General features: G+C 70.3%; 20 protein-coding genes. 5 read left to right on the top strand and 15 right to left on the bottom strand.

Going from position 1 to position 21,573, the window contains the following annotated elements; all coding sequences use genetic code 11:
• Positions 1-20: 20 nt before the first annotated feature.
• Positions 21-980, bottom strand: a complete 960-nt coding sequence (locus ACGFIS_RS01140) for a helix-turn-helix domain-containing protein (RefSeq protein ID WP_392968905.1) — start codon at positions 978-980, stop codon at positions 21-23.
• A gap of 333 nt (positions 981-1,313) precedes the next feature.
• Here ACGFIS_RS01140 and ACGFIS_RS01135 point away from each other — a divergent pair, with 333 nt between their 5' ends.
• The gene (locus ACGFIS_RS01135) at positions 1,314-3,122 is read left to right on the top strand and encodes an ATP-binding protein (RefSeq protein WP_392968902.1); all 1,809 of its coding nucleotides are present in this window, start codon (positions 1,314-1,316) and stop codon (positions 3,120-3,122) included.
• A gap of 44 nt (positions 3,123-3,166) precedes the next feature.
• Positions 3,167-4,372 carry a cytochrome P450 gene (locus ACGFIS_RS01130; protein ID WP_392968899.1) on the top strand — a complete coding sequence of 402 codons (1,206 nt, stop codon included), beginning with the start codon at positions 3,167-3,169 and terminating at the stop codon, positions 4,370-4,372.
• Positions 4,373-4,514: 142 nt separating this feature from the next.
• Here the strand turns inward: ACGFIS_RS01130 and ACGFIS_RS01125 are convergent, their stop codons facing one another.
• The 9 genes from ACGFIS_RS01125 to ACGFIS_RS01085 form a co-directional block, all read right to left on the bottom strand.
• Positions 4,515-6,701: a plasmid pRiA4b ORF-3 family protein gene (locus tag ACGFIS_RS01125; protein ID WP_392907227.1), complete on the bottom strand. Its 2,187-nt coding sequence runs from the start codon at positions 6,699-6,701 to the stop codon at positions 4,515-4,517.
• 546 nt (positions 6,702-7,247) lie between these two features.
• Positions 7,248-7,775, bottom strand: coding sequence for a GNAT family N-acetyltransferase (locus ACGFIS_RS01120; RefSeq protein ID WP_392907229.1), 528 nt, complete (start codon positions 7,773-7,775; stop codon positions 7,248-7,250).
• A 13-nt stretch (positions 7,776-7,788) separates the two neighbouring features.
• Positions 7,789-8,529 (bottom strand): methyltransferase domain-containing protein, encoded by a 741-nt coding sequence (locus ACGFIS_RS01115; protein WP_392907231.1) that lies wholly within the window; start codon positions 8,527-8,529, stop codon positions 7,789-7,791.
• Positions 8,529-8,879, bottom strand: a complete 351-nt coding sequence (locus ACGFIS_RS01110; RefSeq protein ID WP_392907233.1) for an ArsR/SmtB family transcription factor — start codon at positions 8,877-8,879, stop codon at positions 8,529-8,531. Before ACGFIS_RS01110 ends, ACGFIS_RS01115 begins: the two co-directional genes overlap by 1 nt.
• Before the next feature lie 139 nt (positions 8,880-9,018).
• Positions 9,019-10,302 carry a TetR/AcrR family transcriptional regulator gene (locus ACGFIS_RS01105; RefSeq protein WP_392969303.1) on the bottom strand — a complete coding sequence of 428 codons (1,284 nt, stop codon included), beginning with the start codon at positions 10,300-10,302 and terminating at the stop codon, positions 9,019-9,021.
• A gap of 23 nt (positions 10,303-10,325) precedes the next feature.
• A complete protein-coding gene (locus ACGFIS_RS01100; protein ID WP_392907236.1) occupies positions 10,326-11,150 on the bottom strand; it encodes an SDR family NAD(P)-dependent oxidoreductase in 825 nt (274 codons plus the stop codon).
• A 20-nt stretch (positions 11,151-11,170) separates the two neighbouring features.
• The gene (locus ACGFIS_RS01095; RefSeq protein ID WP_392907239.1) at positions 11,171-11,584 is read right to left on the bottom strand and encodes a MaoC family dehydratase; all 414 of its coding nucleotides are present in this window, start codon (positions 11,582-11,584) and stop codon (positions 11,171-11,173) included.
• Positions 11,581-12,027, bottom strand: coding sequence for a MaoC family dehydratase N-terminal domain-containing protein (locus tag ACGFIS_RS01090; protein ID WP_392907242.1), 447 nt, complete (start codon positions 12,025-12,027; stop codon positions 11,581-11,583). The genes ACGFIS_RS01095 and ACGFIS_RS01090 overlap by 4 nt, the downstream gene beginning before the upstream one ends.
• A 1-nt stretch (position 12,028) precedes the next feature.
• Positions 12,029-13,216 (bottom strand): lipid-transfer protein, encoded by a 1,188-nt coding sequence (locus ACGFIS_RS01085; RefSeq protein WP_392907245.1) that lies wholly within the window; start codon positions 13,214-13,216, stop codon positions 12,029-12,031.
• 137 nt (positions 13,217-13,353) lie between these two features.
• Here ACGFIS_RS01085 and ACGFIS_RS01080 point away from each other — a divergent pair, with 137 nt between their 5' ends.
• The 3 genes from ACGFIS_RS01080 (at position 13,354) to ACGFIS_RS01070 (ending at position 16,171) form a co-directional block, all read left to right on the top strand.
• A complete protein-coding gene (locus tag ACGFIS_RS01080; RefSeq protein WP_392968896.1) occupies positions 13,354-14,352 on the top strand; it encodes an NAD(P)H-dependent flavin oxidoreductase in 999 nt (332 codons plus the stop codon).
• A gap of 5 nt (positions 14,353-14,357) precedes the next feature.
• The gene (locus ACGFIS_RS01075) at positions 14,358-15,917 is read left to right on the top strand and encodes an AMP-binding protein (RefSeq protein ID WP_392968893.1); all 1,560 of its coding nucleotides are present in this window, start codon (positions 14,358-14,360) and stop codon (positions 15,915-15,917) included.
• A gap of 131 nt (positions 15,918-16,048) precedes the next feature.
• Positions 16,049-16,171, top strand: coding sequence for a hypothetical protein (locus ACGFIS_RS01070; protein WP_392968890.1), 123 nt, complete (start codon positions 16,049-16,051; stop codon positions 16,169-16,171).
• A gap of 98 nt (positions 16,172-16,269) precedes the next feature.
• Here the strand turns inward: ACGFIS_RS01070 and ACGFIS_RS01065 are convergent, their stop codons facing one another.
• The 5 genes from ACGFIS_RS01065 to ACGFIS_RS01045 are packed head-to-tail and all read right to left on the bottom strand — an operon-like array spanning position 16,270 to position 21,548.
• On the bottom strand, positions 16,270-17,184 hold the full coding sequence (locus ACGFIS_RS01065) for a hydroxymethylglutaryl-CoA lyase (protein ID WP_392907251.1): 915 nt from the start codon (positions 17,182-17,184) through the stop codon (positions 16,270-16,272).
• 42 nt (positions 17,185-17,226) lie between these two features.
• Entirely contained in the window at positions 17,227-18,483 is a 1,257-nt protein-coding gene (locus ACGFIS_RS01060) for a CaiB/BaiF CoA transferase family protein (protein WP_392907254.1), read from the bottom strand.
• Positions 18,484-18,511: 28 nt separating this feature from the next.
• The gene (locus ACGFIS_RS01055; protein WP_392907257.1) at positions 18,512-19,465 is read right to left on the bottom strand and encodes a VOC family protein; all 954 of its coding nucleotides are present in this window, start codon (positions 19,463-19,465) and stop codon (positions 18,512-18,514) included.
• Entirely contained in the window at positions 19,465-20,565 is a 1,101-nt protein-coding gene (locus tag ACGFIS_RS01050; RefSeq protein WP_392907260.1) for a zinc-binding dehydrogenase, read from the bottom strand. The genes ACGFIS_RS01055 and ACGFIS_RS01050 overlap by 1 nt, the downstream gene beginning before the upstream one ends.
• Positions 20,562-21,548 carry a fumarylacetoacetate hydrolase family protein gene (locus tag ACGFIS_RS01045; protein WP_392907263.1) on the bottom strand — a complete coding sequence of 329 codons (987 nt, stop codon included), beginning with the start codon at positions 21,546-21,548 and terminating at the stop codon, positions 20,562-20,564. Before ACGFIS_RS01045 ends, ACGFIS_RS01050 begins: the two co-directional genes overlap by 4 nt.
• Positions 21,549-21,573: the final 25 nt, after the last annotated feature.

Here is a 21,573-nt window from a genome sequence, read left to right as displayed (position 1 = left end):
CCGCGATCGACCGCCGGGACCTACGGGGAACCGGGCGGCGGGCCCTGGGCGCGGTCGGAGCCTTCGGCGAGTCTGCGGCGACGGAACTCGCGCGGCATCTCGCCGTAGCGGCTCTTGAAGGCCGAGGAGAACCAGGCGGGCGTGAGGCCGACGCGGGCGGCGATCTCGCCGATGCCCAGCTCGGCCGAGGCCGTGTCCTGGAGGAGGTCCCGGGCGGCGCGCAGCGTCTCCTCATGACGCAGGTCGCGATAGGTGGTGCCGACCTGGTTGAGGGCGTTGCGCAGCTGGCGCGGCGACCAGCCGAGCTCGTGCGCCACGCTTTCGAGCGGCAGTTTGCCGGAGCCGATCCGCTGCCGCACGTACTGCCGGACGACCTGGGCGACCTGGGCGAGGTGGCCTTCCGACGGTTGCCTGTCCTTGAGTACGACCATGCAGAACAGCTCGCTGATCCGATTGCACACCGCATGGAATTCCAGGTCGGACAGGTTGTCCCGTTCGGCGTGGCTGCTCTCGATCAGCGCGCTGAGGATCCGGCCCAGACCGGTGTTCAGATCGAGGACGAGGCACAGCGTGTCGCGCGACTTCACGTGGCTGTCGATCTCCGGGCGCGGCACCTGGATCGCGTACGCCTCGGACTGCGGGACAAAGAGCACGCAGGACTCGTCCAGGCCCATCACGGAGACCTGCCCCGGCAGGGTCCGCGTCTGGCCCTCCCCGCGGCTGACGGTGTAGACGCCGCGCCGCGGCGCCACGACCCAGTAGTGCTCGTCGCCCGGGAACCTCCGGAGGTGCGAAGGCGTGCGGGTGGCGATCCGGTCGCCGACCTGGTCCCAGTGCAGCAGCCGGTAGCCGCCGCTTTCCTGGACGGTGAGGTCGGCGTGCCAGTCCCCGGGCCGGAAACGATGGTCCATCGGCAGGATGCTGTCGGAGACATCGCGGTAGTCCGCGGTGCTGTCGGTGGTCCAGGAGTGATACCTCATGGGCCTCCCTTCACTGTTGCCCCGCTCGTCGCCATTGACTGAGCTCCCCTGCGGCCGGTCCCGGCTGGCATGCCGGCCCGGCCGGACTTCGGTTTTCGTGACACCTGACTTCCGGTTCGGGGCAGAACCTCGAGCAGCCCTGTCCCGGATGAACCTCGACCGACGATACTCGGTGATCGACCCGCTGGCAGAGAGCCGTCGGCGGGGCGTGTCAAAAGGGGGCATTTCCGTGACAACAGGACTTCCCGCGTTCCCCGCTATGACTTCAGTGACAGCAATCGTCCTACGGCACCCTGACAGACGCGTGGTCCGGGCCCTGGCCGTGCCGTCACCATGCTGATCGATATCATGACGTGCCGGTCCGAGCAGACCGCACCTGCCACGGTCTCGCTGGCCTGGGCGGTGGCCGTCGGCACGTCCGCGATGCTGGTGCTGAAGGCGATGGGCTCGGAACAGGCGCTCTTGGGGTTGCTCGCCCTGGCTTCGGTCGGCGCCGTCCTGCTGTGCGCAGGCGTCCTGACCGCCCGGTCGAAGGCGCTGCGCATCGCGGAGCGACTGCTCGAACTGCCGCACCTGGGAGCGGCGCACCGGGTGACCGGCGAGGACCTGGTGTCGCTCACCGGCGACCTGCGGTGGATCCTCGGTTCCGACGAGCTGTGGCTGTACATCACGCTGCCCGGCGGAGAGGTGTGGACCGAAGCGTCCGCCGACGTCGAGGCCCTCCGCACCAGAACGCCCTATGCCCATGAGCGCTTCAAGCGCCTCTCCCACCGGACGGCCGGGTGCATCCCGCGGGTCATGCTCCCGAATGGCTGGCGGGTCGGGGTGCACATCCCGATTCGCACCCCTGACGGGCTCGACGCCGGCTATCTGCTGCTCGGCTGGACCCGCCTGGGCGGCCGGCACCTGGCCGCCTGGACGACCACCGGAGTGCTGGGCCGCGCGGTGAACAGGGCGGCGCGCGCGCTGGGCACGCTCCGGGACGAGGCGTATGCCGCTCACCGCGCCGAGGCGGAGCGGTCCAGGCTCAGCGCGGTCGTCGACGATACGGACGTCGCCGTCCTCGCCCTGGACGGGGAAGGCTCGATCATCGTCTGGAACGTCGCGATGGCGCAGCTGGTGGGCGTGACCGCGAACGGCGCCCTCGGCCGGCGCCCCGAGGACCTGTTCACCCTGACCGGCGAGGAGGGAGCCGTGGGTCTGGCCCCCGGGCTGCGCGGAAGCGTCCGGCTGACCACCCCCGGGGGGCGCTCGTCGTGGATCGGGGTGTCGTGCTCGGCTGCGCCGGAGACCGCGGCCCCCGGCCTGCTGACCGCGGTGTTCGTGGACGAGTCGGCGCAACGGCAGGTGGAGTACACGCGGCACCTGCTCCTGACGTCGGCGCATCATGAACTGCACGGCCCGCTGACCGCGATCCGGGGGCACGGCCAGTTGCTCGAGGAGGTCCTGCCCGACGACGAGACCGTGGCGGCCTCGCTCGGGGCGATCCTGGACTCCGAGGAGATGATGCACCGCATCATCGCCGACCTCGTGCACGTCGTCGGACCGGACCCGACCGCGCCGCCCGCGACGACCGTGCGCCCCGTCGAACTGGAGCCGCTGCTGCGCCGGACCCTGCGCAGCGTCCCGTCGGTGGCGCAGCGCGCGGTGGTCACGGCGCAGTGCGGACTGACCGTGCAGGGCGACCCGTTGCGGCTGCGGCAGTGCCTGCTTCTCGTGCTCGGTAACGCCCAGAAGTACGCGCCCGACGGGAAGATCGACATCACGATGAGCCGGCAGGGCTCGTCCGGTGTGATCAGCATCATGGACGAGGGCCCGGGCCTCGCGCCCGGGGAGCACGAACTGGCTCGCGAGCCGTACTACCGGTCGAGCACGGTGCGGGACCGGCCCGGGAGCGGGATGGGGCTGTACATCGCCGACACGGTGATGACCGCCATGAAGGGCCGGGTCGAGATCACCGCCGCACCGTCGGGCGGTCTCGACGTCCGGTTCCTGCTGCCCCTGTCTCCCGACCCCGGGCAGGACGGGGGCGCGCTAGTGCCGCGCCTCGGCCAAGCAAGTGCTGATCACCATGGTCGAGCACGTCCTCACCAAGAAGACGTCCAGGCGCTGGACGCATCCGCTCCCGCGCCGCGGGCGTAGTCCCGTCGTCCCCATCCCCCGCATCCAGCAAGGATCACATGCCAATGACCCTGCCCGCCTTCCCCGCCGCGGACGAGAAGCCGCTCGACACCTGCGTCCGGCTGCGCGACATCGCCCCCGTGGTCGAAGTGGAGTTCCCAGGAGGCGTCGCCGCCTACCTGGCGCTGACCCACGAGGCCGTGAAGGAGATCCTCTCCGGAGACAACAGAACCTTCCTGCGCGAGCCCGAGAACTGGCCCGCCCTGTACGACGGGACGATCCCCGAGGACTGGCCGCTGCGCGCCGTCGTCCAGGGAGGCCACCTGTCCACCAAGGACGGCGACGACCACCGGCGGCTGCGCGGCCTGATCGGGAAGGCCTTCACCCCCGCGCGGGTCCAGGCGATGGAGCCGCGCGTCCAGCAGATCGTGGACGACCTGCTCGACGACGTGATCGCCGCAGGCGACGGCGTCGATCTGGTCCCGGCCTTCACCGAGGCGCTGCCGATGGGGGTCATCTGTGAGCTGTTCGGCGTGCCCGCCGCGGACCGGACCCAGATGCGCGACTGGACGGCCTCCCTGCTGGCGCACACGACGCCGCCGGAGGAGGCTTTCGCGACGCAGAAGGCCTTGCAGGCGTACCTGCACGCCATGGTGGACCGTACGCGGAAGAACCCCGGCGACGACCTCACGTCCGGCCTGGTGCAGGCGCACGACGAAGAGGACCGGCTCACCACCGAGGAACTGGTCGGCGTGCTGTGGCTGATGCTCGTCGCCGGCCACGAGACGACCGTCCACATGCTCGGCCACGCCATCCTGGCGCTGGCCCAGCACCCCGACCAGCTGGCGCTGGCCAAGGCCGAGGACCGGTGGGACGACGTGGTCGAGGAGACCCTGCGCCACCGCCACTCGGTGATGATGACCAGCTGGCGCTTCACCGCGCAGGACGTGACCGTCGCCGGCGTCGACATCCCCAAGGGCCAGGCGGTCGGCGTCGTCTACCAGGTGACCGGCATCGACCCGGCCGAGCACGGCGAGACCGCGGACCAGTTCGACATCACCCGTGAGCAGAACACGCGCCTCAGCTTCGGCCACGGTCCCCGCTACTGCATCGGCGCGTCGCTGGCCCGCCTGGAGGGACGCCTGGCGCTCGGCACGCTGTACCGGCGGCTGCCCGGCCTCGCCCTCGCCATCGACCCGGACGACGTCCCCTACTCCCCCTCCTTCTTCACGATCGGCCCGCTCTCCATCCCGGTTACCCTCGGCCTCTGACGCACCACGACACCCGGCCCGGCGGCACCTCCACCAGGCCGGGTGTCGCGCACACCACTGCCCCCGGCAACGTCCGCACCCGCGACGCAGGTCGATGGGTTTCGACCGCATCACTGACCGGCTGACCGTTGGGCGGATGGTGTCAGGAGGCGTTCGCTGCTTTGAAGGCGGCCTTCCTGATTCGCTTGGCCAGGTGTTTGTCGAGCGGTTTGGCCGTGCTGGCCAGGACGGTCAGGACCTCCTCGCCGTGCGGGTGCCGTGCCCTCCACAGGTCGTCGGCATGGTCGGCGAGTTGATCGAGCAGTCCGGCGGCGGCGTTGAGGCGGGCGCGCAGCGTCTCCTCGCCGAGCCGGGCGAAGGGCAGCAGGCTGTCCACGATCATCCAGTCCAGGCCCCAGGACGCCTGGTCGGCGGGCGGTTCGCCGATCCTGCGGAGCATGGAGGCCGCCGTGCGCGCACGGCCGTCGGCACCCGAGGCTGCCGCCGTGCGCAGCAGGTCCTTCGCCTGCCCGGCCTCGTCGGCCGTCAGGACGGCTTCCAGCACGAGTGGGTTCGCCAGCCGGCGCAGCGCGTCCCTGGGTTCGGTGCCCGCGCAGGCGTCCAGAACCTGTGCCGCGGCGCTGGCGGGAGAGCGGTGGGTCAGCCAACCGGTCACCTCGGCAAGGACGTCCTGCTCCGATTCGTACACCCCGATCGCGTCCAGCAGGTCCCCCGCGTCCGCCTCGGCGAGCGTGCCGATGACGGGTGCGTTGAGCCCGAGACCGGAGAGGAGGGCGTGGACGGCGGAGCGGCCGAGCGGGGTGAGCCGCATCCGGCCCGACAGCGCTGGCTGCTCCGGTCGCGTGCCGAACAGCAAGATCATGCCCGGCTCGGCGGGCCGGGAAAGGTTCTCCCACTCCGCGACGCCGAACAGTTCCGTGATCTCCGCGAGTTCGGCGAGTTGGCGGCCGTAGAGCGCCTCGAGGAACCATCCCGAGGCGTCGTCGGCGACGTCGGTCATGCCCGACACCACGAAGTCGCGGCACGGCACCCACTCCCCGTCCGGAAGCCCGTACGCGGCCACCAGCATCACGAACGACAGCGGTGGCATTTCCTCGAGGAGCCGCCGGATCTGCGGCATCTGGCCGATCATCCCGCCGACGCCGGGTACCGCCAACGCGACCTCGGACGCGGCGCTGGCGGCGATTTCCTGGTAGGCCGCCAGCAATGCCGTGTCGTCGCCCTCGTCCGGGAGTCCCTCGCCCGGGTACGCCCGCTTGGCGTCGGTCTCGATGAAGCCACAGTTGAGCCCCCACGTCCAGGGCAGGTCGACGAGCCTCATGTCGCCCGCACTGCGGATCGCCGCCAGCCGCGCGGCCCGGTCCGCCGCGTCGCCCCACTCGCCGGGGTCGATGCGCCACAACTCCACCTCCTCGACCGCCTGCCGAGCGAGTTTCGGCCGCAGCACCCCCTTCGGGGTCAGGTCGCGCCCGCCGTCGCACCAGCGGCCCAGCCGCACCGCCGCCATGAACGGCTCCACCCTGTGGACGGCCGCGGCCAGTTCCGCCTCGCCCGGCAGCCGGACGGCGGGGATCAGCACGCCGGCGGCATCGAGCAACTCCTGGACCTGCTCGCTGTCGTCCTGGTCATCGGGTACGCCACCGGCGGCCAGCGGATGAACATCTCCGCAATCGGGGCACCGGTAGCCGTCGCGCCGTGGATCGGGCTTCCCCCGGACCAGCGCCACCTCGCTCAGCGATGCGGTCAGGGCGTACGGGTCGAAGGCAGCCGGGTCGAAATCCTCGGCGTGCATCTCGGCCAGGACCGACCCGTACAGGTCGTCGTACTCATCCTCGCCGGCCTGCGGCCGGTCTCCCGCGGCGTAGCGCTCGAGGAGTTCCGCCAGCCCCCACACACCGCCGATGTCCTCGGCGGGCGGCATCGCCCGGCGACCGGCGACGCACACGGCACGTACACCCTCCCCGGCCCCGGCCTCACGGACTTCCTCGACCGTGATCAGGTGGTCCCAGCCGTCGCCGAAGTCGTATATGTAACGGAGGCGGGTCCCCGCACGCGGCAGCACTTGGTCGAGGGTCGCGGCGTCCTCGTCGAAGGCATCGGAGTACTCGAGCATCCCCGCCTCGCTCCACCGCCGACCGCCGCGCTGAAGCTCCTCGAAGAGGTGCAGATGCGCGTGCTCCCAGCCGAAGGCGACCTGGATCACATCGTGCAGCGCGCCCAGCGACGCGTCCGAAGGCAGCACGAGCCGCCGCCAGATCGGCGGCCGTATCCCGTCGAGCTGGGCCTTAATCTGATGGACGGTGGTCTGCTGATCTCGAACCGAAGGCATAAGGCGCGGGCTTCCTTGGTCTTTGACGGTGCGGACCGCATCGGCCGCGCGTCCAGACACCGGCCCGCGAACCGCATATGTCGCATCACTGGTCGCACCCAATTCTGGCAGCGACCGGACACTCCTCCCGGCATCGGCGGCCGATTAGGCGATCGCCGCCAGCGACCGCGCCCCCGCGACTGTGGCCGCGACCGCCGTGCCCGGCAACGACACCGGCGAATGCCGCACGCCCCGCGGGTCTCGTGGATCGGGAACCCATGCCAGGTGCGCCACCAGGGCCGGGATCCGCGCAGCCAGCGCTTCACGATCGACAACGGCCGGGTCGCCAACGACAGCAGAGATCAGGGATGATGCAGGAGCAGGCACGGTCATGATCACGCAGACCGTTCCTGCACGCATCTCCGCCCCGATGTTGAGTTCTCCATCGCGACACACACCGACGCCAAGATCGTCGTTCGCGCCCCGAAGACCGACCTGGTGTGGCCTCAGGGCTAGACCGCGTGGCGTCGCGTTCAGGCCCTCGCCGCCTGCTGGAGCGTCGCGAGGTCACAGCACGATGGGGCTTCGGCGTTCGAGGAGGACGACGTCGCGCCATTGACCGTGGAGGCGGCCGAGGTGCCGACGGGTGCCGACGGTGCGGAAGCCGGCCTTGGCGTGGAGCCGGAGGCTGGGAGTGTTCTCGGGGAAGATGCCGGTTTGGATGGTCCAGATGTCGTCGGCTTCGGTGGCGGCGATGAATGCGGTCAGCAGCGCGGCTCCGATGCCTTGCCCGCGGGCGTGGGGGCAGATGTAGATGCTGTGCTCGACTACTCCGGCGTAGCAGCAGCGGTCGGAGACGGGGCCGGCGGCGATCCAGCCGAGCACTTTGCCCGGGTCTGCGGAGGCGTCGGTTGCGACGTACCGGTATTGGGCGAGCTTGGCGGTGTCGAACGCCTGCCAGGTGGGAGCGGTCGTCTCGAAGCTGGCGTGTCCGGTGTCGAGGCCTTGCTGGTAGATCGCCAGGACTTCGTCGGCGTCCTGGTGCCGCATGGCTCGGATGGTGGTGCCGGGGTGGTCGTGCTGATGGGATGGCATGGCGCGCGTCCTGCTAGTCGGCGGGTTTGACGGCGTGGACGACGGCCGCGTTCAGCCCGCCGGTGTCGGTGGTCGTGGTGATGTCGACGGCGGTGAATCCGGCCGTTCGGAGTTCGCGGTGGTACTCCTCGGCGGTGAGTGCGGAGGCGGCGCAGCCGATGCGCCGTTCAGCGGCGGTGCGTTCGGCGGGGTCGAGGCCGGATCCGGCGATGATGTCGCTGACGCCGAATCGTCCGCCGGGGCGCAGGACGCGGAAGGCTTCGGCGAGCACGCGGGGCTTGTCCGCGGCAAGGTTGATGACGCAGTTGGAGATGACCACGTCGACGCTGGCGTCAGGGAGCGGGATGTCTTCGATGTGGCCGTGGAGGAAGTGTGCGTTGTCGGCTCCCGCCTGGGCGGCGTTGGCGCGGGCGAGGGTGAGCATGTCGTCGCTGGCGTCCAGACCGTAGGCGGTTCCGCCAGGGCCGACACGGCGGGCGGACAGCAGTACGTCCAGGCCGCCGCCGGAGCCCAGGTCCAGGACGGTTTCTCCGGGGCGCAGCTCGGCGACGGCGAGAGGGTTGCCGCATCCCAGGCTGGTGCGCAGGGCGGCCTCGGGTATCCCGTCCTCGCTCGGGTACCCGGCGGCATCGACGCAGGAGTCGCCGCAGGTACCGCCGTCTTGCGGGGTTCCGCCCGCCAAGGCGAGCCGGGCCAGGCCGGAGTACCGCGCGACGACGGCCTCGACGGGATCGCTGGTGCTGGAGTCGGGCATCAGGTGTCTCCTTCGGGCGGGCAGGTCGGGGCGGCCGGTGCGGGGCGTCCCATGACCAGGTCGGCGGCGGTGGGGAAGCAGGCCACGCATGCCTGGTTGATCCGGTAGTAACGGGCGGTCCCGTGCTGGTCGACCAGGACGAACCTGACCTCTGACAGCACTTTGAGATGTGCCGAGACGGTCGACTGCCCGACATGGACGGCGTCAACGATCTCCCCGACGCTCATCGGCCGACGCTGCCGTGCGAGCAGCGACACGATCTGGATACGGGTCGGGTCGGCCAACGCCTTGAACCAGGACGCGTACTCGGTGGCGATCGCCCGGTCGAGCGGCCTCTGTGTCTTGTTCATCGTTCATCGACGATAGACGATGAAGGCGATAGAGGGAAGGGCGGGAACCAATGCCGGGAGGCTCGCCGGGAGGCTGCGGTCGGGAGTTTCGCGGGCAGGGGCACGAACGCGGGTGTCGTCCTCGTCGAGGATGAGCCTGCTAGCCCCAGTGTGAGGTGTCGATGTCCCGAACAGGCGTCGGCACCTCGCCCCCCGGGTCAGGGGTGGCAGGTCGTGGTGATGCGAGGACGGCTTCGCCGAGGGCGGCGAGGTCGTCGGCGAGGTGGGGGCGTCGGCGCAGGTGTTGGATGCGGGCCAGGTCGTTGACGATGGCGAGGACGGCCTGGGTGATCATACGGGCTTCGGTCTCGGTGAGGTCGGGTGTCTCGGTGATGAGCAGTTGGACCCATTCGCCGACGTAGTCGTGTTGCAGGCGGCGGATCGTGCGCCGCCGGTCGTCGGGTAGGTGGACCACCTCGGTGATCAGGGCGCCGGTGAGGTGGCTGGAGGTCAGGGTCAGGTCGATGTAGGACCGGAGAAGTCGGGTGAGTGCCTGGCCGGGGGTGGATGCGGTGGCGAAGATGCGGCCGGCGTCCATGTGCAGGGCGTCGGCGGCGCGGGTGAGGGCCGCGACGAGGAGTTCGGACTTGGCGGTCACGTGGTTGTAGATGCCGGCGCCGCTGATGCCGGCGGCGGCGCCGATGTCCTCCATGCTGACGGCCTGATAGCCGTGTTCGCCGAACAGGCGGGCGGCGGCGTCGAGGACGGATTCTCTGCGGGACGCGCGGGAGAGCCCGGTATTGGTCTCGGTGTTGGGGCGGTCGGGCCTCTCATGGGAGTCGGAGAGCGCGGTGTGGATCACGGCACCTCCGAGTTGCTGCAGGAGGGTGTGGAAGCGTGCGCGGGGAAGTTGGGCGCTGTGGTGGGAGGGGCTGGCGAAGACGGCGAACAGTGCCCAGGTCAGCAGGTCGGCGTCGGCGGTGGTGAGGCCGGGTCTGGCCGCTTGGATGACCGGGGCGGTGTTCTCGGCGACGCTGCGGAAGCGGTGGCGTAGGCGGTCGCGGTCGGTGTCGGGAAGGTTCCGGGATTCGCGTTGCCAGAGGACTCCGAGGTCGCGGCGGTCCAGCGTGAGGGAGGCCATGACGTCCAGGAGGGTGTCGACGTCTCCTGGTGCGGTGCCGCGGACGGCGGTCTCGAATGCCGCGAGGCCGTCGTCGACGGTGCGGGCGAGCAGTTCCTGCTTGTTGCGGAAGTGGCGGTAGAGGGCCCCGGCCGTGATGCCGACCGCGCCGGCGATCTGGTCCATCGTGACGGTGTGGTAGCCGTGCCGGTGGAACAGGTCGGCGGCGGCGGTCACGATCTGCGCCTTGCGGTCGCGTGGGCGCCTGCCGCGTGCCGGATGCGTGCTCGTCCGGGTCATCGCGGGCTTGTCCTCGGTCGGCATCACGTGGGGAATGTTAGGTCCGTTCAGGAGTAGCCGCCGCCGCAGACGACGACCTGGCCGCTGATGTAGTCCGACTCTGGCAGGCACAGCAGGTAGACCGCTCCGGCGGCCTCCTCGGGGGTGCCGGCCCGGCCGAGGGGGATCGTCTGCTCCATCGCGGTGAGCAGGCCGGGGTTGACGCCGACCTTGATCTGGCGTCCTTGCACGTCGATGGTGGAGTCGCTGTCGGCGGCGGCTTCGGTGAGGCGGGTGCGGATGAGGCCGTAGGCGACGGCGTTGACGTTGACCGCGTAGCGGCCCCATTCCTTGGCGAGGGTCTTGGTGAGGCCGACGATGCCGGCCTTGGCGGCGCCGTAGTTGGCCTGGCCGGGGTTGCCGCCGAGCCCGGCGATCGAGGAGATGTTGACGATCTTGCGGTGGACGCGCAGGCCGTCGGCTTGTTCGGCCCTGGCGCGGGCGCTGATGACCGGCTGGGCGGCGCGCAGGATGCGGAACGGTGCCTTGAGGTGGACGTCCAGAATCGCGTCCCACTGTTCGTCGGTCATCTTCTGGATGACGCTGTCCCAGGTGTAGCCGGCGTTGTTGATCACGATGTCGACGCCGCCGTAGTCGTCGACGGCGGTCGCGACGAACCGGTCGGCGAAGTCGTCGTCGGTGACGCTGCCGACGCAGGCGACGGCCTCGCCGCCCGCGGCTTTGATCGCCGTCAGGGTCTCCTCGGCCGGTTCGGGGTCGAGGTCGTTGATGACGACGCGGGCGCCGTGGCTTGCGAGTTTGAGGGCGATGGCGCGGCCGATGCCGCGGCCGGAGCCGGAGACCAGGGCGATCTTGCCGTCGAGTGTTCCCACGGGAGTCCTTTCCGGTGCTGTCATGCCAGTGCGATGAGGGCTTGGCCGCGCAGCGTGATGCTGCCGTCGTTCAGGGCCACGTGGAGGTCGAGGCGGGCTCGGCGTTCTCCGTCGCCGTCCTCGATCGCGGTGACCCGGCCGGTGCAGACCGGCTCGGCGTGCAGCGGGGTGATGGAGGTGAAGCGGACGCTGTAGGAGCGGATGCGGTCCTGAGGGACCCAGCCGGTCAGGAGCCGGCCGAGGTAGGCCATGGAGAGCATGCCCTGCGCGAAGACGTCGTCGAGCCCGGCGTTGCGGGCGGCGTCGATGTCGATGTGGATGGGGTTGTGGTCGCCTGAGGCGCCCGCGTACAGGGCCAGCGTCGTCCGGCTGATCTTCGGTAGCCGCAGGGGCGGCAGTTCGTCGCCCACGCGCAGGTCGGTGAGGGGGGTCATGCTTCCGCCTTCTCCTGCTGGACGACGATGACGTTGCTCAGGTCGGCGATCGGCCGGCCGGCTCTGGTGACATGGGTCTGGCGGACAAGGAACCGCAGCGCGCCGCCCTTGCGCTCGTAGTCGTCGGTGATGCGGGATTCGAAGGTCAGGCTGTCGCCTGCGTGGCAGAGCCCGTGGTAGGTGAAGCTCTGCTCGCCGTGCAGGACCCGGTCGAGGCCGATCCCGGCCTCGGTCAGGAAGGCGAACGGGTCCGGCCGGTCCATCTCCAGGCAGAACAGGAAGGTCGGGGGGACGGGCAGGTCGCGGTGGCCGGCGCCGCGGGCGGCGTCGAGGTCGGTGTAGACGGGGTCGGTCTCCCCGATGGCCTTGGCGAACAGCCGCAGCCGCCCGCGCTCTACATCGACGGTCGACGGCGGCGTGGAGAAACCGATCGAGCCGGCCATCTCAGCTGGTCCTCTCGTAGAGGGTGACCACGGCGGCGCCGCCGAGCCCGATGTTGTGCTGGAGTGCCAGCCGGGCGTCCTCGACCTGCCGGGCGTCGGCCTGGCCGCGCAGCTGCCAGACCAGCTCGGCGCACTGCGCGAGGCCCGTGGCGCCGAGCGGGTGTCCTTTGGACAGCAGCCCGCCGGACGGGTTGGTGACGACCTTCCCGCCGTAGGTGTTGTCGCCGTCCAGGACGAACTTCTCCGCGGTCCCCTCGGGGGTGAGCCCGAGCGCCTCGTAGCTGATCAGCTCGTTGGTGGTGAAGCAGTCGTGCAGCTCCACCACGTCGATGTCGCCGGGCCCCACGCCGGCGTCGGCGTAGACGCGCTCGGCTGCGGCCCGGCTCATGTCGTAGCCGACGACCTTCATCATGTCTCCGGCGTCGAAGGTGGAAGCGGTGTCGGTGGTGAGCGCCTGGGCGCGGATGGCGACGGAGGTGTCCAGGCCGTGCCGCTGCGCGAAGTCGGTGCTGCAGACCACCGCGGCGGCCGCGCCGCAGGTGGGCGGGCAGCATTGCAGGCGGGTCAGCGGCCCGTAGATGTGCGGGGAGGCCAGCACCTCCTCCTCGGTCAGTGCCGTCCGGAACACCGCGTAGGGGTTCGCGGCAGCGTGGCGCCGTGCCTTGACCGAGATCTTGGCGAACGTCTCGGGGGCGGTGCCGTGCGCGTCGGCGTAGGCCTGGCCGGCGCCGCCGAACAACTGCGCGGCGACCGGTGCGTGCGCGTCCGCCCCCTGGATCTGCGCCATCGCCGTCTCGGAGCGTTCGAGGGGGTCGGGGCGGTCGTCCCAGACGCTGGCAAGGGCGCCCGGGCGCATCTGCTCGAAGCCGACGGCCAGCACGCAGTCCACCTCGCCGCTCTGGACGGCCTGGCGGGCCAGCCACAGCGCAGAGGAGCCGGTGGAGCAGTTGTTGTTGACGTTGACGATGGGGATGCCGGTCTGCCCGAGGCCGTACAGGGCCGCCTGGCCGCAGGTGGAGTCGCCGTAGACGTATCCGGCGTAGGCCTGCTGCACCTGGCTGTAGTCGATGCCCGCGTCCGCCAGCGCGACGCGGGCGGCTTGCTCGGCCAGCACCGTGTAGGGGGTGCCCGCACTGGGCTTGGAGAACGGGGTCATCCCGACCCCGGCGATCTGAACGAAACGGTCCACGCAGAACCTCCGCACTGGTGTCATGCCACTTGCTCTTGCCAACGGAGGTTAATCCATATTTACTTACGCCACCAAGTGCCTACTACAGACAGATGATGTGATCTCAGGATCCACCATCGAATCTTCACTTTGGAGGGGTGACGGTGCTGCCTTCCCGGCTCGGCCGCCTAGCGCTCCCACTCGTGGCCGCCCCGATGACCGACGTGTCGGGGCCCGACCTGGTGACCGCGGCGTGCCGCAACGGGGTCGTGGGCTCGTTCCCCACCCACAATGCGCGGACGCCCTCCGAACTCGACGGCTGGCTGGAGCAGATCACCGCCGGCCTGGCCGACCTGGAGGACGAGGCCGCACCGTTCGCCGCGAACCTGGTCGTGCACCGCTCGAACCAGCGGCTCGCCGGGGACGTCGCCTCCCTGATCCGCCATGAGGTGCCCCTGGTCATCACCAGCGTCGGGTCCCCCGCGCCGGTTCTCGCCCCGCTGCAGGACGCGGGCTGCCTGGTCTTCGCCGACGTCGCGAGCATGCGGCACGTCCAACGCGCGATCGACGCCGGTGTCGACGGCCTGGTGCTGCTGACAGCGGGCGCCGGGGGCCAGACGGGCTGGGCCAACCCGCTGTCGTTCGTCCGGGCCGTCCGCGGCCGGTTCGACGGACCCATCGTCCTCGCCGGAGGCGTGTCGGACGGCGTCGCCCTGTGGGCCGCCCAGGCCCTGGGCGCCGATCTGGCCTATATGGGCACCAAGTTCATCGCGACCACCGAGAGCCTCGCCGACGACGCCTTCTGCCAGGCACTGGTCGAATCGACCCTGGACGACGTCACCCTCACCACCGCCCTGAGCGGTCTACCGGCCAACTTCCTCGACGGATGGTTGAAGAAGGCGACAGCGGACGCCCCGCCCCAGGGCACCGACGGGTTCGCGCAACAACGGCTCCTCAACCAGCGCAACGTATGGAGCGCCGGCCACAGCGTCTCGGGAATCACCGGGATCCTCAGCATCGCCGAACTGGTCGATCAGACCCGCCGCGAGTACGACCAGGCCCGGCAGGCGACGGCCGAGGCGCTCCAGCGGGCCACCGAGCACCGGCACTCCGCATCACCACGGCAATCCACGGCCACCCCAGGATCAGGAAGGTAGACGCCATGTGGGGAACTCTGCCCAAGGTCTTCGACCGGACGTGCACCTACCACGCCGACCGCACCGCCCTCGTGGACGCCGACCGGCGTCTCAGCTACGCCCAGATGCGCCAATGGGCCAACCGGGTCGGTAACGGACTCACCGGCCTCGGAGTCGGCGGCGGGCATCGCGTCGGGCTTCTCATGCCGAACTGCCTGGAATTCATCCCCACGATGTGCGGGATCTGGAAGGCGGGCGCGGCGGTCACCCAGATGCCCACGCGCGCCTCCGCCGACGACTTCCACTACTACCTCGACGAGGTCGGGGCCTCGACGCTGGTCTACCACGAATCCTTCGACGGCCAGATCGCGCAGATCCGCGACCGGCTCCCCGAACTCCAGCACGTCATCCGGCTCGGCGGCGACACCCCCGCGGCGGACGTTCTCGACTACGAGACCACCTTCGGGACGCAGCCCTCGACCGCCCCGGACGTGGACATCAGCGTCGACGACCTGGCCTTCGTCGGGTTCACCTCGGGGACCACGGGCGTCCCCAAGGGCGTCCTGCAGACCCACGCCACCTGGTCGCACTACGCCATCACCGCCGGCCTGGAGATCGGCGACATCCGCCCCGGCGAGGTCTTCGCGCACGCCGCGCCGCTCACGCACTTCACCCAGACCTTCGTGATGCCCGTCTTCATGCGCGGCGGCACCAACGTCCTGCTGCCCGGTTTCGACCTCGACCTGCTGCTGGACACCATCGAACGGGAGGGCGTGACGGCTACCGCCGTCGTCCCCACGATCGTGTACATGCTGCTGGACCACCCCCGCCGTGAGAAGGCCGACCTGTCCACGCTCCGCACGATCATCTACGCCGGCTCCCCCATGGCCCCCGACGGGCTCCGCCGCGCCCTGGAGACCTTCGGTCCCGTCTTCGCCCAGACCTACGCCGGAACAGAGCCCGGCTACATGACCTGCCTGCGCAAGGAAGACCACCGCCTGGACTCCCCCGAATGGATCGCCCGGCTGGCCTCGGCCGGACGCGCGATGTACCACGTCGACCTGACCGTCCGCGACACCGACGGCAACCTCATGCCGCCGGGCGAGACCGGCGAGATCTGCGCGTCCCAGCCCGGGCAGATGGTCGGGTACGTCGACGCCGACCGGGACGCCGAGGCGATGCAGGACGGCTGGGTACGGTCCGGCGACATCGGCTACATCGACGACGCCGGCTACGTCTTCATCGTCGACCGCAAGAAGGACATGATCGTCACCGGCGGCTTCAACGTCTTCCCCCGCCAGATCGAGGACGTTCTGATCACCCACCCCGCCGTCGCCCAGTGCGCCGTCATCGGCGTCCCGGACCCGCGGTGGGGCGAGGCGGTCAAGGCCCTCGTGGTCGTCCGGCCGGGCACCCCGGTCGACCCCGGCGAGCTCATCGCCCTGGTCAAGGAGCACAAGGGAAGCGTCTGGGCGCCCAAGAGCGTCGACTTCATCGACTCCCTGCCCACCAACCCCGCAGGCAAGATCGACAAGAAGTCGCTGCGGGCACCGTACTGGGCCGGCCGCAGCCGCCAGGTCAACTGACCGCCCACCCTCCCCGCGACTTCCTCACCCATTTCCGACCGCAGCAGAGCGGTCCTCTGCTGCAACCCCCGGCGGAAGGACACCCACCCCACATGAGACGTTCGACCTGCGCACCTTCAAGAAACTGCGTCATGCCCACCGAACAACCCGACGACCGCTACCCCTGGGTCGGCGCCCCATTCCGCTCCGACTACCAGCAGACCTGCCGCTGGGAAGGCACGAAACTGAAGTGCACCCGGTCCAGGTCCGCCTGAGTTCACGCTGAAACAGCTCGGGACCGCGGGAGCGCGTAGTGCACGTGGCGGAACGCCACAGGGCCAGCACGCCCCGCGGTCCCATGCCCACAAGCTAGCTAGGCCGGGGCGCGAGTGCGGTCGCCTGCCCGCAGTAGTCCGCTGGGGAGGGAAACGTCCAGGATTTCCTGTGCTCGGTGTCCTGCCGCAAGCAACTTCTCAAGTTCGAACCCCGTCTCCAGGCCGAGATCGTGCGCCATGTAGACGAGTTCCTCGGTTGCGATGTTCCCGCTCGCACCCGGCGCGAAGGGGCATCCGCCGAGACCGCCGATCGACGAGTCGAGCCAGCCGACATCGGCCAGCAGGGCCGCGTAGGCCGACGCGAGGCCCGTGCCGCGGGTGTTGTGCAGGTGGACGCCGATGTCCACGCCGGGTGCGATACGACGCGTCGCCTCCACCAGCGCCGTCAGCCGGCCCGGTGTCACGGTGCCGATGGTGTCGGCCAGGCAGAGGCGTTCGGCACCGCCGTCGATCGCGCGCGCGACGACGTCGCGTGTCCGGGCCGGCGGCGTCTCGCCGTCGAATGGGCAGTCCCAGGCCGTCGCGACGATCACCTCGAGCACCCCTCCGGCCTGCCGGACCACGTCCGCCACCTGGGGGATGAGCCGCAGCGACTGCTCGGTCGTGCGCCCGACGTTGGCCTTGCTGTGCCCGTCCGCCGCGGAGACGACATACTCGACCTCGAAGATGCCGGCCGCGACGGACCTCTCCGCTCCTCTCACACCGGCGACCAGGGCGGACCACCGGACGTCGGGCCACTGCGGCAGAGCTGCGGCCAGGTCCGCCGCGTCCGCGAGCGCGGGGACCGAGCGCGGCGAGACGAACGACGTCGCCTCGATACGGCGGGCGCCCGCTCGAACGAGGTGCTCGATGATGTCGAGTTTGGCCTCGGTGGAGATGGGCGGTTCGTTCTGCAGCCCGTCACGCGGGCCCACTTCGCGGATGTCGAGACGAGGGCGGGTCGGAGTCGTCATCGGCGGTGCCGCCGGTTCCCGCGGCGGACGCGACCCTTGGTTTCAGATGACGCCTTCATCGGCCAGCTCCTCAAGGTCGTTCGCTGTCAGACCGAGTAGTTCGGGATACACATCGGCGTTGTGCGCCCCCGGTACCGCCGGGCCGGCCCACCTCACAGAACCGGGTGTGGCGGAGAACCGGGGGACCACTCCCGGCCCGAGCACTTCCTCACCGAGCCGCTCGTCGAAATGCGGAGTGAGCATGCCCCGGGCCAGGAACTGGGGATCGCTGACGACCTGGTCCACCGAGTACACGGGGCCGACGGCGACACCGCTGTCGGCCAGCACCTCCTGGATATGGCGGGCGTCGTGCCGTCCGGCCCATTCGGCGACGACGGCCTCGATGGCGTCCTGGTTGGCGGCACGGGCCTCGTGATCGCGATAGCGCGGGTCGGTGGCGAGTTCACGCCTGTCCATCACCTCGCACAACCGCTTGAACAGGGTGTCCTGATTCGCGGCGATGACGACCCAGACCCCGTCCTTGGAGCGGAAAAGGTTCGAGGGGGCGATCCCTTCCAGGCGAGTCCCGCCAGGTTCGCGGATCCGGCCCAGGCGGTCGAATTCGGGGATGACCGACTCCAGCAGTGCGAGGCACGATTCGGTGAGCGCCACGTCGACGACCTGGCCCTCGCCCGTACGGTCGCGGTGCAGTAGTGCGGCGAGGATGCCCTGGACCGCGAACATGCCCGCGAGCGAGTCACCGAGCGAGATGCCCATGCGCGGCGGTGCCTGCCCGGGGTATCCGTTCAGGGCCCGGAGACCGCTCATGGCCTCGGCCACGGAGGCGTAGCCGGCACGGTGACTGTAGGGTCCGGTCTGCCCGAAGCCGGAGATCTGGCAGAGGACGATCCCGGGGTTGGCGCGCCGCATGCGCGGATAGTCGATGTTCCAGCGTTCGAGCGTGCCCGGACGGAAGTTCTCCACCACCACGTCCGCGGTGGCGACCATGTCCAGCAGGAGTCGCTGTGCCCGCTCGATGCGGAGGTCGAGCGTGACGCAGCGCTTGTTCCTGGCGTGTACGGTCCACCACAGCTTGTGCCCCCGGTACGACTCCTGCCCCCAGTGACGCAGGGGGTCGGGTCGTCCCGGGGCCTCAATTTTGATCACGTCGGCGCCGAGATCCGCGAGCAGGCGACCCGCGAAGGGGCCGGCGACGACGGAACCGAGTTCGATGACGCGCATTCCGGCCAGCGGTCCGGACGCGCCTCGCCCGGCGGGTCGGGCTTCACTCCGGTACCCGGGCGGACCTGTGCCGGTCATGACTCTCCTGAAGGGTGGAAGCGGCTGGTCAGAACGGAGGCGGTGTCCACAGGCCCGGGTCCGGGTCCCCGACCGCGACCGGGATGAACTCGTCGATGGGGCCCGCCGTCCCCCACTGGTCGGCCTCCTCGCCGCCGCCGTCCCACCGGCAGGGCACCCAGGTGCTCTCATCGACCTGCAGCAGCGCGGTGGTGTACTCGACCACGTGGCCGTCCGGCGATCGGAAGTAGGAGAAGGTGTTGTCGCCCGGCCCGTGCCGCCCGGGACCCCAGAGCACGGGGAACCCGGCTCTGGTCAGGCGTCCGGTTCCCCGCATGTACTCCTCGACGCCGCGCATCTCGAACGAGACATGGTTGAGGGAGGCGTGGGCGGCGGCGGCGAACCCCAGCGTGTGGTGGTCGCGCCCGCAGCGCATGAAGACCATCCGGTCCTCCACCCAGTCGGAGATCCGGAAGCCCAGATGACGTTCGTAGAAGGCGATCGTCCGCGCCAGGTTCGCGGTGTTGAACACCACGTGGCTGAGCTTGCTCGGAATGTCCTCGCGCTCCTCGAGCACCCGCGCCTCGCGGGTCGCGACGTCGCAGGAGATCTCGATGAGGCGACCGTCGGGGTCGAAGAACCGGAACCCGTAGCCTCCGCCCGGAGCGGTCAGCGACGTCGGCGTGAGGTCGATTCGCACTCCGGCCCGTGCGAGGGACTCGGCCAGCCGGTCGACCTCGGCCGGCGTCGAAACGGCGAGTGCCAGCAGGTCGAGGCGCCTCTGCTCGGCCGCGCGCACGCGGAGCACGAACTGCTCCTCGCTGGCCTCGGCGGAGAAGAAGGTCACCCCGGTGTCGTCCACGACGGGCCGCAGCCCCCAGGTCGAGCCATAGAAATCGACCGACCTGTGGTAGTCGGGGACGCCGATGGCGAGATATCTGGTGTGCGTGATCGGTGACACGCAGGGGGCGGACCGCTCTTCGGGAGGCAGGGGAATGGGCACTATGACTCCTCGATGTCGTGATCGTTCGGGTGGGAGCCGCCCGCCGGGCCGTCCTCGCTCACCCGGATGAGCGTGCGGCCGATCGTCTTCCGGGCGGCGATCAGGCGGTGCACGTCCGGGAGATCGTCGAGCCTGAATTCCTCGACGAGCGGGGGCGCCGGCAGACGTCCCTGCTCGACGTTCCTCCAGACCGCGGTCACGACGTCCCGGCCGGGGATGTTCACCCCGATGATCGACTGGCGGTTGAGGTACAGCCGGCGGATGTCGACACTGACGACTCCACCACCGTGCGCACCGCAGGTGACGAGGCGCCCACCGACCGCCAGCAGCCGCAGCGTGTCCTCGAACAGCGCGGGGTTGGAGATATTGTCCGCGACGAGGTCGACCCCGCCCTGACCGGTGATCCGGCGTATGTCCTCGGCCCAGTTCGGCCGCGAGTAGTCAACGACCGAGTCGATGCCGAGAAGTTCCCGGAGCCGCTCGGCCTTCCACTGCGCGCCGACCGCCGCGACGACGTGTGCGCCCAGCGAGCGGGCGACCTGGACGCAGGCCAGGCCGAGACCGCCGGCCGCGGCCATGACCAGTACGCGGTCGCCGGGGCGGACCTGTCCGCTGACGCTGATCAGGTTCCAGGCGACCGGGTAGGTGACGGCCATGATGGACGCCTCGGCGAATCCGATGCCGTCCGGAATGGGCACCACGAGCTCTTCGGGCACCGTGACGAACTCGGCTTGGCCGCCGTCGCGCTGTATGCCGAGCACTTCGTGCCGGTTGCAGAACGGACGTCCGTCGCGGCAGGGCTCGCACGAACCGCACGGCTGGAAGCCGCCGACGGTGACGCGATCACCGACCCGGAACCGGGCCGCCCCGGTCCCGGTCTCGGCGACCACCCCGGCTGGGTCCTGCCCGAGGATCCTCGGCAGTTCCGTGATCGGCAGCGTGCGCGCCTGCATGTCGAAGGACGCCGTGGTGACGGTGCGGACCGCGACCAGCACCTCGCCGGGGCCCGGCGCCGGCCGCGGCCACGACCGGACGTACAACTCGTCCGGCTTGCCGCGCCTTTCCAGGACGGCCGCCCGCATCATCGCCCGACCCGTCACGGCCGGCCGTCCGGCACGGCCGTCCCGGTGCGCACGGCGGACGGGGCGCCGTCCTGCCCGATCAGTGTCGTCTCCACCCGCCCCAGCGACTCGACCTCGACGGCGACGTGGTCGCCGGCGGTGAGGTACTCGGGCGGGCGGCGGCCATGACCGACGCCCGCCGGAGTGCCGGTGGCGATGACGTCGCCCGGCTCCAGGGTCATGATGCGGGACAGGTGCTCGATGATCTGCCAGAAGTCGAACACCATGTCGCTGGTGGACCCGTCCTGCTTCAGGCGGCCGTTCACCCACGACCGCACCCACAACTTCTCCGGGGTGGCGATGAAGCGTGCCGGCGTGACGAACGGAGCCATCGGCTTGAACCCGTCGTGCGCCTTGGTCATGACCCAGTCGATGCCGACCGCGGGTGCGTTCGGGCCGCTCCAGTCCCGCGCGGAAAGGTCGTTGAGCACCGCGAACCCCGCCACGTGCTCGGGGGCGTCGGCGGCCTCCACATTGCGGGTGGGACGGCCGATGACGAGGGCGACCTCGGCCTCCCAGTCGATCCGCTCGGCGATCGCGGGGACGGCGACGTGCTGTCCCGTTCCCACCAGCGTGGTGGTCGGCGGGACCATGAAGCTGTACGGAGAGGCGGACAGCGCGTCGAGGCTGAATCCCATCTCCCGGATGTGATCCTTGTAGTTGGTGCCGATGCAGATGAGCTTCCGCGGGTGCATCACCGGCGCCTGCCAGCGCAAGGATCCTTCGTCCAGCGGCTCCGCCGCCGGACCGTCGGCCAGGGCCTCGGCGATCCCGTCGAGGGCGGCGTCCCAGCCGCTTTCGACCAGGTCCAGGACGGAACTCGCGGGCGGAGCCGCCGGCACCAGTTCCGCCAGGTCGTACAGCGAGCCCCGCGACTCCACGACCGCCGTCCGCACATCATCGCGGGTCGCCGTCCCGAGACGGAAGGCAGGCCCATCTGAGGACTGAATGTCCGCACTCACAGAATTCTCCCTTTGCCGTTCAGCA

Origin of the sequence: Spirillospora sp. NPDC048824 (genome assembly GCF_043198455.1) — a bacterium.
Classification (GTDB): Bacteria; Actinomycetota; Actinomycetes; order Streptosporangiales; family Streptosporangiaceae; genus Spirillospora.
Note: the sequence above shows the minus strand (reverse complement) of the source record. Positions and strands in the feature narration are given on the sequence as shown.

Coding starts and splice junctions, on each gene's coding strand:
- ACGFIS_RS01090 (WP_392907242.1), bottom strand. CDS start 12,027: ATGGCCGGCTCGATCGGTTTCTCCACGCCGCCGTCGACCGTCGATGTA.
- ACGFIS_RS01140 (WP_392968905.1), bottom strand. CDS start 980: ATGAGGTATCACTCCTGGACCACCGACAGCACCGCGGACTACCGCGAT.
- ACGFIS_RS01070 (WP_392968890.1), top strand. CDS start 16,049: ATGCCCACCGAACAACCCGACGACCGCTACCCCTGGGTCGGCGCCCCA.
- ACGFIS_RS01105 (WP_392969303.1), bottom strand. CDS start 10,302: ATGCCGACCGAGGACAAGCCCGCGATGACCCGGACGAGCACGCATCCG.
- ACGFIS_RS01135 (WP_392968902.1), top strand. CDS start 1,314: ATGCTGATCGATATCATGACGTGCCGGTCCGAGCAGACCGCACCTGCC.
- ACGFIS_RS01125 (WP_392907227.1), bottom strand. CDS start 6,701: ATGCCTTCGGTTCGAGATCAGCAGACCACCGTCCATCAGATTAAGGCC.
- ACGFIS_RS01065 (WP_392907251.1), bottom strand. CDS start 17,184: ATGACGACTCCGACCCGCCCTCGTCTCGACATCCGCGAAGTGGGCCCG.
- ACGFIS_RS01075 (WP_392968893.1), top strand. CDS start 14,358: ATGTGGGGAACTCTGCCCAAGGTCTTCGACCGGACGTGCACCTACCAC.
- ACGFIS_RS01115 (WP_392907231.1), bottom strand. CDS start 8,529: ATGCCCGACTCCAGCACCAGCGATCCCGTCGAGGCCGTCGTCGCGCGG.
- ACGFIS_RS01130 (WP_392968899.1), top strand. CDS start 3,167: ATGACCCTGCCCGCCTTCCCCGCCGCGGACGAGAAGCCGCTCGACACC.
- ACGFIS_RS01110 (WP_392907233.1), bottom strand. CDS start 8,879: ATGAACAAGACACAGAGGCCGCTCGACCGGGCGATCGCCACCGAGTAC.
- ACGFIS_RS01095 (WP_392907239.1), bottom strand. CDS start 11,584: ATGACCCCCCTCACCGACCTGCGCGTGGGCGACGAACTGCCGCCCCTG.
- ACGFIS_RS01120 (WP_392907229.1), bottom strand. CDS start 7,775: ATGCCATCCCATCAGCACGACCACCCCGGCACCACCATCCGAGCCATG.
- ACGFIS_RS01060 (WP_392907254.1), bottom strand. CDS start 18,483: ATGACCGGCACAGGTCCGCCCGGGTACCGGAGTGAAGCCCGACCCGCC.